We start from the raw sequence: 12,639 nt of genomic DNA, 5'->3' as shown, positions 1-12,639 counted from the left end.
GTTGAAACGATTAAAAATATACAAAGCATTTGAAAACTAGAATTGCTATTAATGGTTTTGGAAGAATTGGCCGAAATTTATTCCGATTACTTTTAAACCACCCCGATATTGAAGTCATTGCAATAAACGATATTGCCGACAATAAAACCATGGCGCATTTGACCAAGTACGACAGTATTCACGGTGTATTGCCCTATGCCGTAAGTCACGATGAGAATGGAATTATCGTTGATGGAAAACATTATTTTTTCTTTCACGAAAAAAGCATTTCAAATCTGGACTGGAAAAGCCATACTATTGATTTTGTAATTGAATCAACCGGAAAATACAAAACGCACGAAGAATTGCATGCGCATATTACTGCCGGAGCCAAAAAAGTAATATTATCCGCTCCGTCAGAAGTGGAGACTATCAAAACTGTTGTTCTGGGTGTAAACGAAACTATTTTAGACGGAAATGAAAACATTGTTTCGAATGCCAGCTGCACCACAAACAATGCCGCTCCGATGATTAAAATTATAGATGAATTGTGCGGAATCGAGCAGGCATACATTACCACAATTCACTCCTACACAACAGATCAAAGCTTACACGACCAGCCACATAAGGATTTAAGGAGAGCCAGAGGTGCCAGTCAGTCAATTGTTCCTACAACTACGGGAGCAGCGAAGGCATTAACAAAAATTTTCCCTAAATTGCATGAGAAAATTGGAGGTTGCGGAATAAGGGTTCCAGTTCCTGATGGTTCCTTAACAGATATTACATTTAATGTAAAACGTGCTGTTACGATATCAGAAATAAACAAAGCCTTTAAAGAAGCCTCTCTAACAAGTTTAAAAGGAATACTGGATTATACAGAAGATCCTATTGTTTCTGTTGATGTTATAGGCAACACACATTCTTGTTTGTTTGACGCACAACTTACCTCTGTTATTGATAAAATGGTAAAAGTAGTGGGATGGTATGATAACGAAATAGGGTATTCATCAAGATTAATTGATTTGATTTTGCTAATGAAAAAAACATAAGATTCATTGTAAGAAGCATTGCGATACATGAAATACTACTTTTTTATTCTTATTGGTTTTATTAACGCTTTTTTGTATTCTCAAACCAAACAGAATACAGATAGCATTTCCTATTACAACCAGTTAACAAACGCAAAACTCAAGAATAAAAATTACGACAGTGCCGTATTTTTTGCTAAAAAAGCAATTGAATTATGTGCCCAAAATCAGGAATCAGATAAACTTGCTGACCAAACATTTAAGCTTGGCAAAATATTTTATGCTCAAAATAAATACCAGGAAGCTTTAAAATATTTTTACAAAAGTGTCGATCTCTACAAAAACATTTCTTCTTCTAACAATAAAGCATTAGCCTTGCATTATGCGGGCTTGGTAAATGCAATACAGGGCAATTATATCATTGCAGACTTTTATTATAAAAAATCAGATAGCGTTTTTAAAAAACTAAACGTAAAAGATTCCGGCGATTTGAATTTTCAAAAAGCAATGGCATATAAGCTTAACAAAGACTATAAATTAGCCTCAAATGCTTTCAAAAAAATAATCCAGAATAATACTGTGTCATTAAACACAAAAATAGATTTGTATTATCATCTGGGATTGATTGAAACAGATTTAAAACGAAATGATTCTGCCATAGTTTATCTTCATAAAGCGCTGGATTTAAACAAAAAAAGCAACAATCTGCAACAAAAGTCAAATATCCTTTTGGCTATTAGTCAATATTATAAAGAAAAAAAAGATTACGACAGTGCCTTTGCTTTTTTACAACAGCATTATCAGCTGGAAAACTATAATTTAAAATTAAATAACACCAAACTTGATTTTGATGAATTGAAGAAGTTCAAAAAAGAAGAATCTTCAACAAATGATCAAAGTAAAAATGATGAAAAATTTGAAACCAAGTCTTATCGGTATTCCAAACTAATTAGTATTTTGGCCATTGCCCTGATTTCGATCTTATCATTATTGAGTCTGGCTTTGTATAAAAACAATATTATTCGAAACCAAAATAATTTACTCTTACGGGAAAAAAACAAAGAACTTATTTTAGCTAAAAACAAAGCCGAAAAAGCGTCAAAAGCCAGATCAGAATTTTTATCAACTGTAAGTCACGAACTTCGAACGCCGCTTAATGCAATCAACGGAATTACGCATTTATTATTAGAAGACAACCCTAAAAAATCACAATTAAAATATTTGGATTCGTTAAAGTTTTCAGGAAATTACCTCACCACTTTTATCAATGAAATTCTTGAAATCAATAAAATCGACTCTAATAAAATTGAAATCGAAAAAATATCTTTTAATCTAAAAAGTTTATTGACCAACATTCAAAATTCTCTGGAAGAACTGGCCCATGCGAATCAAAACGATTTTAAATTAGAAATTGATGAAGCTATACCGGATAATTTAATAGGCGATCCTACCAAATTATCTCAAATCATAATTAACCTTATCAACAACGCTTTAAAATTTACCCAAAACGGAAATGTAAGCCTTATTGCCAAGTTATACAGTATTAATGATGAAAACGCTGTAGTGTATTTTGAAATTGTAGATACCGGAATTGGAATTCCCGAAGACAAACTACAAACGGTATTTGAAAGCTTCTCGCAAGGTTCAATAGAAATAAACCGAAAATACGGCGGAACCGGATTAGGCCTGACTATTGTAAAAAAACTCATTGAAATATTAGGAGGACAGATCACCTTAAAAAGTGAAGTAGGCAAAGGTTCGGCTTTTGCTTTTAAACTGGATTTCAGTATTAATAATGAACCGTTGGCAAGAACCGAAGAAATTAAGCCTTACAATGATTTTCAGCTAAAAGACAAACATTTTTTATTGATTGAAGACAACAAAATCAATCAAATGATTACCCAAAAAATGTTAGAAAACAAGTCGATTACTTGCGAAATAATTGATAATGGAGAAGATGCCATCGAACTTTTGAAAATAAAACGATTTGATTTAATATTAATGGATGTGCATTTGCCCGGCATAAACGGAACCATAGCCACTCAGCAAATCCGCGAATTTGACAAAACCACTCCTATTGTGGCTCTGACAGCTATTTCGCTTTACGAAAACAGAGATAATCTTTTATCTTACGGAATGAATGATGTGATTACAAAACCATTTACTCCGGATAAATTTTACAGTACAATCGCCCGTTTTTTCAACTAAAAGATTGTTTTTCTGAATCTGAAACATGTTTTAGAATAGAAGTGTCAAAGTTTTCCTGACTATTGCTAAAAGTGCTTTTTATAGGCAAATAATACAATTGCGAAATCAATTTAGAATCTTTCAGTCTCACATAATCTTTCTCGGTTGTGATGATTTTTTTTCCTTGTGCTTTTTCTAAAATTGTTTCTATATCAGCCTCAGAAAAGTGGTGATGATCAGGAAACGTCAAACATTCATCAGTTTCATTTTTTAAATATTCAAAAAACGGTGTTGGTTTTGCAATTCCAGCCAGGAGAATTTTTGCTTCATTTTTTATTTCACTCACCGTAACTTTTTCCTTTTGACCAACGATAAAATCGTCATAATCGATAAAAGTAAAATAAAGTTCCTGCGAAGGATTTAAATTTAATTTTCGTCCAATTTCATCTTGCTTTTCAACTGATAAATCTTTCGGGCATTTCGTTACAATAACAACATTTGCTCTATTGGCTCCACTCCTGCTTTCGCGTAAATTTCCGGTTGGCAACATAAAATCATCGGCATATAAATCTCCGTAGGAAGTCAATAAAATATAAAAACCTGCTTTTACCTTTCGGTGTTGATAAGCATCATCCAATAAAATAATCTGAGGTTTTTCCTTCTGCGAAAGCAATTGCGTAATTCCGTTAGTACGATTAGCATCAACCGCTACCTGAATATTTGGAAATTTTTGATAAAACTGAAATGGTTCATCTCCTAATATGGCCGCATTTGAAGTGGCATCGGCCAGAACAAAACCTTCGGACTGGCGTTTGTAACCACGGCTTAAAGTCGCAATTTTATATTTATCCGATAATAATCTGATCAGGTATTCTATTTGAGGCGTTTTACCGGTGCCGCCAACGCTTAGATTACCAACCGCAATTACAGGAACATCAAATGAGGTAGATTTCAGGATTTCTGTATCAAAAAGAAAATTCCTGACAGAAGTTATCAATCCGTATAAAACGGCGAAAGGGAAAAGTAGTTTTCGAAGTAATTTCATAAAGTTATTTATCAGAATAATGACCTTTTGCAGAAACTATAATAACAGTTACAATTTCTTCATCTACTCGATAAATCATTCGGTCTTTTTGGTTAATTCTTCTCGACCAGTATCCTTTAAAATTGTGCTTTAATTCTTCGGGCTGACCTTCTCCTAAAAATGGACTTTTAGTAAGTTCTAAAAGTATTTTTTCAATTTTTTTTATTGTAGCTTTATTTCCTGATTTATAGTGCTCTTTCAAATCTTTACGAGCAATGTCTTCAAAATCTACAAAATACTTCCCCATATATCCTCAGGATTTAATCTTGTGGTTTTGCCTTCTTTAATATTTTCTTCAGCTTTTTTAATTTTTGCAACAAATTCAGGAGAATAGAAATTTTCTTCTTTTTTATTCTTTTTAGAATTCTCTTCTACAACCTCGATTCCGTCAACACCTTTAAAAAAAGTTTCAAACATAGCCATAAAAGCTTTTCCTGTTTTGGTACGTTCGTTAATTTTTATTGTAGTCATAACTTTAAGTATTAGAATTACAAATATACAAAAATCGTGCTGTTATATTTTTTTTCGTTAATTTGTTTCAGGTTTCAAGTTTCAGGTTTTCCCAACAGCTTGAAACTTGAAACAAAACAAACCTGAAACAAAATTACAATGAAAATCAAAGACATAATTGCAGTACTCGAAGAAATGGCTCCTTTGGCTTACGCCGAAGATTTTGACAACGTTGGACTTTTGGTTGGCGATTCTGAAACCGAAAGCAACGGAGTTCTGGTTTGTCACGACGCATTAGAAAATGTAATTGACGAAGCAATTGCTAAAAACTGCAATCTGGTCGTTTGTTTTCATCCGATTTTATTTTCGGGAATCAAGAAAATTACGGGTAAAAATTATGTTGAGCGTGCGATACTGAAAGCCATAAAAAATGATATTGCCATTTACGCTGTTCATACCGCTTTGGACAATCATTCGGCTGGAGTAAACAAAATTTTCTGCGACGCTTTGGGTCTCGAAAACACCAAAGTTTTAATTTCGAAGCAAAATTTCATTCAAAAATTAATCACTTACACGACATCCGATAATTCCGAAAAAGTTAGAAATGCTTTGTTTGAAGCAGGTGCAGGAAGAATTGGTAATTACGATAATTGTAGTTTTAACAGCGAAGGTTTTTTTACTTTTCAAGGAAATGAAAACAGCAATCCCGTAATTGGCGAAAAAGGAAAATTACATACCGGAACCGAAATAAAAATTGAAGTTATTTTTGAAAAACACCTTCAATCCAGAATTTTAAAAGCACTTTTTGCGAATCATATTTACGAAGAAGTGGCGTATGAAATTTACGATTTGCAAAATTCCCATCAAAATATTGGTTTGGGAATGATTGGTGAACTTCCTTCAGCAATGGATGAAACAGCGTTTCTCACTTTCGTGAAAGATAAAATGATTGCCGATGGCATTCGTCATTCTGCCTTTCCAGGAAAAAAAATAAAGAAAGTTGCCGTTTTGGGTGGTTCCGGAAGTTTTGCTATAAAAAATGCAATTATGGCTGGAGCCGATGCTTTTTTGACTGCTGATTTAAAATATCATCAATTTTATGAAGCCGAAAACAAGTTACTTTTGGCCGATATTGGTCATTTTGAGAGCGAACGCTATACAAAAAACTATATTGTTGATTATCTTCAGAAAAAAATCCTTAATTTTGCCATCATTTTATCAGAAGAAAATACAAATCCAGTTAAGTACTTATAGAATATGGCGAATACGAAAGAATTAAGTGTTGAGGACAAGTTAAGAGCAATATACGATTTACAGCTTATTGACTCTAGAATTGACGAAATCAGAAACGTAAGAGGAGAACTTCCATTAGAAGTTGAAGATTTAGAAGATGAAGTTGCAGGTTTAAGCACTCGTTCAGAAAAACTTAAAGGAGAACTTGAAGTTATTGAAGAGCAAATCAAAGCAAAGAAAAATGCTATTGATGAGCACAAAGAATTGATTAAAAAGTACACAAAACAACAAGAGTCTGTTCGTAACAACAGAGAATTTAATTCGTTGACTAAAGAAGTTGAATTTCAGGAATTAGAAATTCAATTGGCTGAAAAGCAAATCAAAGAAATGAAAGCTTCTATCGAACACAAAAAAGAAGTTATTTCTAACTTAAAAGAAAAACTTGACGCAAAAAGTTCGCACTTAAAACATAAAAAATCTGAATTAGATGCTATTATGGCTGAGACTCAAAAAGAAGAAATCTTCTTGACTGAGAAATCTGCAGAGTATTCAGGTCAGATTGAAGAAAGATTATTGGCTGCTTACAACAGAATCAGAAGTAGTGTTCGTAATGGTTTAGCTGTGGTTTCTATCGAAAGAGGAGCATCTGCAGGATCATTCTTCACTATTCCACCTCAAACGCAGGTTGAGATTGCTTCCAGAAAAAAAATCATCACTGATGAGCATTCAGGAAGAATTTTGGTTGACAGCGCTTTAGCCGAAGAAGAAAAAGAAAAGATGGAACAATTGTTCTCAAAAATCTAAATGAAACTGTCCCGATCTAATCGGGACTTTTTTTTGCAATTAATTTTTTGCCACTCCCGATAGCTATCGGGATAAAAGGTTAACACAGATTGAAAATTACTTAAAAACTAAAAGGAAATCCTTTAAAAATCTTTTAATCAGTGGCAAACATTTTTTGACCAATTTAAAAGCATATTTTTATCTTTAGAAAAAATTTAAGTTTTGGGAATCAAAAAAGGAATTCGTTTTATTACATTAAAATCGGTTGGACAATACATTAACTTCCTGAGTTATGTTCGCCCGCAAAAAGCATTAGAACTTTCGTACGCGCTTTTTAGCCAGCCTCGAATTGGGAGACTGCAAAAAGAAAGTTTACCTAAAATTCTAAGAAACACCGAGACAGAAACCTTTCATCATAACGAACACCATTTTCAGACTTATGTATGGAAAGGAAACGAAACCAAAATTTTACTCGTACACGGTTGGGAAAGTAATGCTTCCCGCTGGAAAAAAACATTACCACACCTTCAAAAATCAGGAAGCACGATTATTGCTATCGATGCTCCGGCACACGGACAAAGCAGCGGTAAGGAATTTAATGTGCCACTTTACGCAGAATTCATTAATAAAGCGGTAGAAAAATACCAGCCCGATATTATTATTGGTCATTCTATAGGCGGTGCAGCCTGCGTGTATCACCAATATTTATTTCCCAATACCAGTATTAGCAAAATGGTGATTTTAGGCGCCCCTTCGGATTTAAAAACGCTGATAGACAATTATATTTCGATGTTGAGTCTGAATACCAAAATGTTTTCGCTTTTAGAAAATCGTTTCCAGACGCATTTCAATTTTAAAATAGAAGATTTTTCGGGACAAAAATTTGCGTCCACTTTTAATATTTCCGGATTAGTAGCCCACGACACCACCGACAAAATTGTGGCTTTTGAAGAAGGAAAAAAAATCGCCAGCAACTGGAAAAACAGTCAATTCATAGAAACTAAAGACTTAGGTCATGGTATGCATGATGATGAGTTGTACCAAAAAGTACTTGATTTTTTGTTTGCTGAAGGTTCTGAGCCACTAAGTCGCTAAGACACTACGTTTTTTTTGATTTAAAACCACAATATTTTCATTTCGAAGGAGAAATCTCTGTGAAAAGCCAGACGAGGATTTGATTATAGTTGCGGAGTTACTTGCGGAGATTGCTTCGCCAGTTCAGGATTGCTCGTGTTCTCGTTCGAAATGATGACAAACTAGCCGATAACTTTCTTTTGAAAACGAATTTCCTAGCCCCGATAGAAGTGGAAATCCTTTTGTGGCGGGGTTCGCCACAAAAGATTGTAACGGATAGCGGGATTAGCTCCTGAAAAAAAAATTGATTTTATTATAGAAATCGGAATGACAAAACGGGGAACAATCTAAACTCTAAAATCTAAACTCTAAAATCGATTTTTTGACTACTTTTGCACTATGGAAGAGAATTTAAAACGTCTGAATAAATTTATTGGAGAAACAGGTTATTGTTCTCGTCGTGAAGCCGATAAATTAATCGAGGAAGGACGCGTGACAATAAATGGAGTTGTACCCGAAATGGGAACCAAAGTTTCTATACATGATGAAGTACGCATCGATGGAAAACTGATTGTGGAAAAACACGAAAAACTGGTGTATCTGGCTTTCAATAAACCTGTTGGAATAGAATGCACCACCAATCTTGAAGTACGAAATAATATTGTAGATTACATCAATTATCCGAAACGTATTTTCCCGATTGGAAGATTGGATAAAGCCAGTGAAGGATTGATTTTTATGACCAATGATGGTGATATTGTAAATAAGATTTTACGTGCCAGAAACAATCACGAAAAAGAGTATACCGTAACGGTAAACCGGCCCATTACAGACCGTTTTATAGAACGCATGGGAAATGGTGTTCCGATTCTGGATACCGTTACCCGAAAATGTAAAGTAGAGCAAATTAGCAAATACACTTTCAAAATCATTCTGACACAAGGATTAAACCGTCAGATTCGTAGAATGACAGAATATTTGGGTTATGATGTAACCGCACTTAAACGTATCCGAATTATCAATATTTCGCTTGATATTCCCGTTGGCCGCTACCGGGATTTGACAGATGCTGAAATCAAAGAATTAAACGAATTGATTGAGCCTTCGAGCAAAACCGAAGAAGCAAGTTTACCAAAAGCCGAAGCTCCAAAACGCAGAACCGAATTTATCTCGAAACACGATCCGAGGTTTAAGAAAAGAGGTGATTATTAAAACTAAAAAACCACTCGATTGAATGGGTTTTTAGTTTTTTAATCAATATAATTTTAGAACCATCTTCTTCTTTTGAACAGCATGACGCCAAATACCGACAAAAGGATAGAAATAAACAGCAGTATCCAAATACCAAATTTATTTTCTTCGAGACCGTTTGGCACGTTCATTCCGTACAAACTGGCGATTAGTGTTGGAATCATCAGAATAATAGAAATAGACGTCATTTGTTTCATGATATTATTCATATTATTTGAAATTACCGACGCATATGCATCCATCATTCCGGTCAAAATGTTGCTGTAAATATTAGCAGTATCTTGTGCCTGACTCAATTCTATCTCGACATCTTCCAGTAAATCAGAATCAAAACTTTCCCTATGTGCTTTTAAATTTCGGATTCTATGAAACAAAACATCGTTTCCTTTTAATGATGTAATGAAGAAAACCAGGCATTTTTCTATCTGCAGTAAAGCCTGCAGTTCTTCATTTTTGATTGATTTCTCTAAATTATCTTCGGCCAATTTTATCTTTTGGTTGACTTGTTTTAGATATTTTAAATACCAAACACTCGACGATAAAAGCAACTTTAGCACAAAATCGAAGTTGTCCTTTATATTGATATTTTTGCGTTTGGTGTACTGCACAAAATCAGTAAGCATTTCGGTTTTATAGAAACTAATCGAAACGCAAATATCATCTTTGAAAACAATCCCAATCGGAATGGTTTGAAAAGGTAATTTTATATCGTTACTTTTTATTGGGGCACGCAGGACAATCAGCGTCCAACCGTCTTCGGTTTCTATACGAGGTCTTTCGTCAACATCTTCGATATCATTATAAAATGCTTCCGGGATCTGAAGTTCTTCGAGCAAATAGGTTTTGTCTTCCGGAGTTGGAGTTTCGATGTTAATCCAGCAATTTGGAGTCCATTCTGGAATTGCAATTAATCCGTTGTTGTTTTTGTAAAAAGCTTTCATTTCAAAATTCTAGGTTTTATCATAGCGTTTTGAAAAACTCAAAAGCTATTTTAATTTAATACTAACGAATAATAATCGTCCATTGGAGAAGTGTGTTTTTTAAAGTGCTGCAAAAGTACCTTTTATTTTTTAGACCCAAAACCGAAAAACATTAATTATATCCTAAAACAACAAAACCCACTCGGTTGAGTGGGTTTTGATTCTATTTTATTCGAATGAATTATTTTCGACTTCTTATTTTGCGGGCCAAAAGCGTGTTTTGAAGCAACATCGCAATTGTCATTGGCCCTACTCCACCAGGAACCGGCGTGATGAAAGATGATTTTTTACTTACTTCAGCAAAATCAACATCTCCTTTTATAACATAACCTTTTGGGTGTGAAGCATCGTCAACTCTTGTAATACCAACGTCGATGATTACAACTCCATCTTTTACCATATCTCCTTTTAAAAATTCTGGAACTCCTAAAGCGGTGATGATAATATCTGCATTTTTAGTGAATTCGGCCAAGTCCTTAGTGCGACTATGTGTTAGCGTTACTGTTGAATCGCCAGGATTTCCTTTGCGGCTCATTAAGATACTCATTGGGCGACCCACGATATGACTTCTACCAATAACAACTGTGTGTTTTCCGGCAGTTTCTACTTTGTAACGTTCTAACAATTGCATGATTCCGAAAGGTGTAGCAGGAATGAAAGTTTCCATATCCAACGCCATTTTTCCGAAATTTGTTGGATGAAAACCATCCACATCTTTATCAGGATCGATTGCCATTAGAATCTTTTCCTCATTAATATGTTTTGGCAAAGGCAACTGAACGATGAATCCGTCTAGATTGTCATCTTCGTTTAATTCTTTGATTTTATCAAGCAACTCTGCTTCGGTAATAGTTTCAGGCAACGCCACCAAAGTAGAATCAAAACCAATTTGCTGGCAAGATTTCACTTTACTTCCTACGTAAGTCAAACTTGCTCCGTTGCTTCCTACGATAACTGCTGCCAAATGAGGAACTTTTCCTCCTGCTGCTTTTATCGATTGAACTTCGGCTGCAATTTCATTTTTAATATCATCAGCTGTTTTTTTACCGTCTAGTAGTTGCATTTTCTTTTAAGTTAAATGTTTTAAGTTAGATGTGAGAAGCTCTAAACCTCTCTTGTAATTATTAATATAATTAAAAAATTAAGGTCTAAAATTCCAATTAACTTGAAACTTTAAACCTTAAACTTTATTTATTTTTATCTCGGCATTCCGCCTGGCATTCCTTTCATGCCTCCCATCATTTTCATCAAATTTTTTCCGCCTGGACCTTGCATCATTTTCATCATTTTGCTCATTTGGTCAAACTGCTTCATCAACTGATTTACCTGCTCGACTTTGGTTCCAGAACCTTTTGCGATTCTGGCCTTCCTTTTTACGTCGATAATGGCAGGTTTACTTCTTTCTGTTGGTGTCATCGAGTGAATGATAGCTTCGATATGTTTGAAAGCATCATCTTCGATCTCTACATCTTTCATGGCTTTTGAAGCACCTGGAATCATTCCGACCAAGTCTTTCATATTACCCATTTTTTTCACTTGCTGAATTTGTGTAAGGAAGTCATCAAAACCAAATTCGTTTTTAGCGATTTTCTTCTGAAGTTTTCTGGCTTCTTCTTCATCAAACTGCTCTTGCGCTCTTTCTACAAGCGACACAACGTCACCCATACCTAAGATACGCTCAGCCATACGTTCTGGATAGAAAACATCAATAGCTTCCATTTTTTCTCCAGTACCAACAAATTTGATTGGTTTGTTTACAACCGATTTAATCGAAATGGCAGCTCCACCACGAGTATCTCCATCTAATTTCGTTAAGATAACTCCATCAAAATTCAGGATATCGTTGAACGCTTTTGCTGTATTTACAGCATCTTGCCCTGTCATTGCATCAACAACAAACAAAGTTTCTTGTGGTTGAATCGCTTTATGAACACGAGCAATCTCGTCCATCATTTCCTGATCAACTGCCAAACGACCCGCTGTATCGACAATTACAACATTAAATCCGTTTGCTTTGGCATGTTTGATTGCGTTTTGAGCAATTTCTACAGGATTTTTGTTTTCTGGTTCTGAGTACACCTCAACCCCTATTTGGTCTCCCACAACATGCAACTGATTAATCGCCGCAGGACGGTAGATATCACACGCTACAAGTAGTGGCTTTTTGTTTTTCTTCGTTTTTAAATAGTTGGCTAATTTTCCTGAGAAAGTAGTTTTTCCAGAACCCTGCAATCCAGACATTAAAATAATGCTTGGAGTTCCAGAAAGATTGATTCCGGCAACATCACCACCCATTAATTCGGTAAGTTCGTCTTTTACCAACTTCACCAATAACTGTCCTGGCTGAAGCGTTGTCAATACGTCCTGACCAATTGCTTTTTCTTTTACTTTAGTCGTAAAATCTTTAGCAATTTTAAAGTTAACATCGGCATCTAATAAGGCACGACGAACTTCTTTTAAGGTATCGGCAACGTTTACTTCTGTAATTTTCCCGTGTCCTTTTAATATATGGAACGCTTTATCTAATTTATCACTTAAATTATCAAACATAGTATTGTTTTTTTTGAAGTTGCAAATATAGAACAAAGTT

12 protein-coding genes are annotated in these 12,639 nt (G+C 34.7%); 6 read left to right on the top strand and 6 right to left on the bottom strand.

Annotated features, from left to right (window positions below; translation table 11 throughout):
- The first annotated feature begins 29 nt into the window (after nucleotides 1–29).
- Nucleotides 30–1,028 (top strand): type I glyceraldehyde-3-phosphate dehydrogenase, encoded by a 999-nt coding sequence (gap, locus tag GON26_RS09445; protein WP_160374559.1) that lies wholly within the window; start codon nucleotides 30–32, stop codon nucleotides 1,026–1,028.
- Between the two features lie 27 nt (nucleotides 1,029–1,055).
- Complete coding sequence (locus GON26_RS09440) at nucleotides 1,056–3,215, top strand: tetratricopeptide repeat-containing hybrid sensor histidine kinase/response regulator (RefSeq protein ID WP_160374558.1); 2,160 nt, start codon at nucleotides 1,056–1,058, stop codon at nucleotides 3,213–3,215.
- Here GON26_RS09440 and lpxK read toward each other — a convergent pair.
- From lpxK to GON26_RS09425, 3 genes are read right to left on the bottom strand one after another with little or no spacing between them, the layout of a single operon-like run.
- A complete protein-coding gene (lpxK, locus tag GON26_RS09435) occupies nucleotides 3,208–4,239 on the bottom strand; it encodes a tetraacyldisaccharide 4'-kinase (RefSeq protein ID WP_160374557.1) in 1,032 nt (343 codons plus the stop codon). The two genes, GON26_RS09440 and lpxK, sit on opposite strands and share 8 nt — an antisense overlap.
- Before the next feature lie 4 nt (nucleotides 4,240–4,243).
- Entirely contained in the window at nucleotides 4,244–4,525 is a 282-nt protein-coding gene (locus GON26_RS09430) for a Txe/YoeB family addiction module toxin (RefSeq protein ID WP_160374556.1), read from the bottom strand.
- Nucleotides 4,507–4,749, bottom strand: a complete 243-nt coding sequence (locus GON26_RS09425) for a DUF2683 family protein (protein ID WP_160374555.1) — start codon at nucleotides 4,747–4,749, stop codon at nucleotides 4,507–4,509. The genes GON26_RS09430 and GON26_RS09425 overlap by 19 nt, the downstream gene beginning before the upstream one ends.
- Before the next feature lie 138 nt (nucleotides 4,750–4,887).
- Between GON26_RS09425 and GON26_RS09420 the strand changes: the two genes are divergently transcribed.
- The 4 genes from GON26_RS09420 to rluF all read left to right on the top strand — a co-directional run bounded on the left by GON26_RS09420 (nucleotide 4,888) and on the right by rluF (nucleotide 9,030).
- The gene (locus GON26_RS09420; protein ID WP_160374554.1) at nucleotides 4,888–5,982 is read left to right on the top strand and encodes a Nif3-like dinuclear metal center hexameric protein; all 1,095 of its coding nucleotides are present in this window, start codon (nucleotides 4,888–4,890) and stop codon (nucleotides 5,980–5,982) included.
- Nucleotides 5,983–5,985: 3 nt separating this feature from the next.
- Nucleotides 5,986–6,765, top strand: coding sequence for a zinc ribbon domain-containing protein (locus GON26_RS09415; protein WP_160374553.1), 780 nt, complete (start codon nucleotides 5,986–5,988; stop codon nucleotides 6,763–6,765).
- Between the two features lie 201 nt (nucleotides 6,766–6,966).
- On the top strand, nucleotides 6,967–7,839 hold the full coding sequence (locus GON26_RS09410; protein WP_160374552.1) for an alpha/beta fold hydrolase: 873 nt from the start codon (nucleotides 6,967–6,969) through the stop codon (nucleotides 7,837–7,839).
- Between the two features lie 378 nt (nucleotides 7,840–8,217).
- The gene (rluF, locus tag GON26_RS09405; RefSeq protein ID WP_160374551.1) at nucleotides 8,218–9,030 is read left to right on the top strand and encodes a 23S rRNA pseudouridine(2604) synthase RluF; all 813 of its coding nucleotides are present in this window, start codon (nucleotides 8,218–8,220) and stop codon (nucleotides 9,028–9,030) included.
- 53 nt (nucleotides 9,031–9,083) lie between these two features.
- Here rluF and GON26_RS09400 read toward each other — a convergent pair whose 3' ends face one another.
- The 3 genes from GON26_RS09400 to ffh form a co-directional block, all read right to left on the bottom strand.
- Nucleotides 9,084–10,010, bottom strand: coding sequence for a magnesium transporter CorA family protein (locus GON26_RS09400; protein WP_160374550.1), 927 nt, complete (start codon nucleotides 10,008–10,010; stop codon nucleotides 9,084–9,086).
- A 220-nt stretch (nucleotides 10,011–10,230) separates the two neighbouring features.
- Nucleotides 10,231–11,112, bottom strand: a complete 882-nt coding sequence (locus tag GON26_RS09395) for a bifunctional 5,10-methylenetetrahydrofolate dehydrogenase/5,10-methenyltetrahydrofolate cyclohydrolase (RefSeq protein WP_160374549.1) — start codon at nucleotides 11,110–11,112, stop codon at nucleotides 10,231–10,233.
- Nucleotides 11,113–11,246: 134 nt separating this feature from the next.
- Entirely contained in the window at nucleotides 11,247–12,599 is a 1,353-nt protein-coding gene (ffh, locus tag GON26_RS09390; protein ID WP_160374548.1) for a signal recognition particle protein, read from the bottom strand.
- Nucleotides 12,600–12,639 lie beyond the last annotated feature (40 nt).

The organism is Flavobacterium hydrocarbonoxydans, from assembly GCF_009789235.1.
In the GTDB taxonomy this organism is placed as follows: Bacteria; Bacteroidota; Bacteroidia; order Flavobacteriales; family Flavobacteriaceae; genus Flavobacterium; species Flavobacterium hydrocarbonoxydans.
This window is presented reverse-complemented; position numbering and strand designations above follow the sequence as displayed.

What these genes read in the sequence shown, in the direction of transcription:
- GON26_RS09395 (WP_160374549.1), bottom strand. Translation starts at nt 11,112, where the DNA reads ATGCAACTACTAGACGGTAAAAAAACAGCTGATGATATTAAAAATGAA.
- GON26_RS09420 (WP_160374554.1), top strand. Translation starts at nt 4,888, where the DNA reads ATGAAAATCAAAGACATAATTGCAGTACTCGAAGAAATGGCTCCTTTG.
- GON26_RS09430 (WP_160374556.1), bottom strand. Translation starts at nt 4,525, where the DNA reads ATGGGGAAGTATTTTGTAGATTTTGAAGACATTGCTCGTAAAGATTTG.
- GON26_RS09415 (WP_160374553.1), top strand. Translation starts at nt 5,986, where the DNA reads ATGGCGAATACGAAAGAATTAAGTGTTGAGGACAAGTTAAGAGCAATA.
- GON26_RS09440 (WP_160374558.1), top strand. Translation starts at nt 1,056, where the DNA reads ATGAAATACTACTTTTTTATTCTTATTGGTTTTATTAACGCTTTTTTG.
- GON26_RS09425 (WP_160374555.1), bottom strand. Translation starts at nt 4,749, where the DNA reads ATGACTACAATAAAAATTAACGAACGTACCAAAACAGGAAAAGCTTTT.
- GON26_RS09400 (WP_160374550.1), bottom strand. Translation starts at nt 10,010, where the DNA reads ATGAAAGCTTTTTACAAAAACAACAACGGATTAATTGCAATTCCAGAA.
- ffh (WP_160374548.1), bottom strand. Translation starts at nt 12,599, where the DNA reads ATGTTTGATAATTTAAGTGATAAATTAGATAAAGCGTTCCATATATTA.
- rluF (WP_160374551.1), top strand. Translation starts at nt 8,218, where the DNA reads ATGGAAGAGAATTTAAAACGTCTGAATAAATTTATTGGAGAAACAGGT.
- lpxK (WP_160374557.1), bottom strand. Translation starts at nt 4,239, where the DNA reads ATGAAATTACTTCGAAAACTACTTTTCCCTTTCGCCGTTTTATACGGA.